This window comes from Nitrosophilus sp. (assembly GCF_982775275.1).
Genome location: NZ_CEXZHP010000343.1, coordinates 1 through 1,055, shown reverse-complemented (window position 1 = coordinate 1,055; position 1,055 = coordinate 1). Strand labels below are relative to the sequence as shown.

Sequence of the window (1,055 nt, the reverse complement as noted above, 5' to 3'; positions counted from 1 at the left end):
AATGCACAATAAAGTGAATATCGACAGGCTTCAAAAAGATGTGGAGAAAATATTATCTGATATTGAAAACTTAAAAGATAAAGTAAGAAATAATGGAACCGGAGTTCGATAATGGAAGAAGTTTTATTTGCACTATTAATGTTTTTAAATGGCACTATGATCGAGCATACACCCAAGGATAACCTGAGTTCATGCCTTAAGTCTAAACGTATTGCAATGAAAGAAATTAATCCCGATAGTGTAGTTTTTAAATGCGAAAAAGTAACTGCATTAACAGAAATATATATGGGAGAAAAGAAGATACTTAAAATAATAACTAAATAACTATGGATAAACTAATGATTAAAAAACTTTTAAAATTTATTTTATATCCATTTAAGAAATTTATGGATTGGTTAGCTAGTGGCTTACCAAAAGGAAATGGAAATGACTGAACGATTCTGTAAGAAATGTAATCACCTGTGCCACTGCATAGAGGCAGATCATAGTGATTGTAAATGTGAAAACTGTGAATGTAATGGTAGAGAAGAAGATAGAAGTTTTGAAAATGAAGGTGGACTTGTAATTGACAGTACAGGCGATTGTGAATCGTGCCAGTAAATGAAATTTATATTAGTAATAGCATTATGTAGTCAAATTTATAGTAGTTGTATGAATCCAGTTACTGATGATAGACGATTTGATAACTTTCGAGAATGTGTAATTTCTGGATATAGACAATCGGCTATTGTACTACAATCACTACCAATAGAAGAAATAAATTCAAAACAATTATATACAAAATTTATATGTAGACCCGAAATGGAGACTTAACTTATGAAAATCCCTCTAATAATTTTAATATTACTATTACTAACTACCTCAGTATTTGCAGGATCTACACAGACTAATGTCTCTGGTAGTAATACTGCTATTGAAGGTGGCTATGCTTCAGAATCTACAACTACCTACGAGTCAGGTTCTGAATCTACATCTACAACTAGTAATACTACAAATTCAAATATAAAATCTGCACCACCATCAGCAGCAGCCCCATCATATAATAGTATGACACA

The 1,055-nt window shown here is 31.3% G+C and carries 1 protein-coding gene and 1 pseudogene; both read left to right on the top strand.

Annotated features, from left to right (window positions below; genetic code table 11):
• Positions 1–111 precede the first annotated feature (111 nt).
• The gene (locus AC30RD_RS09910) at positions 112–324 is read left to right on the top strand and encodes a hypothetical protein (RefSeq protein ID WP_489494405.1); all 213 of its coding nucleotides are present in this window, start codon (positions 112–114) and stop codon (positions 322–324) included.
• A gap of 492 nt (positions 325–816) precedes the next feature.
• Positions 817–1,055, top strand: a pseudogene (locus AC30RD_RS09905) (hypothetical protein); the annotation flags it as partial.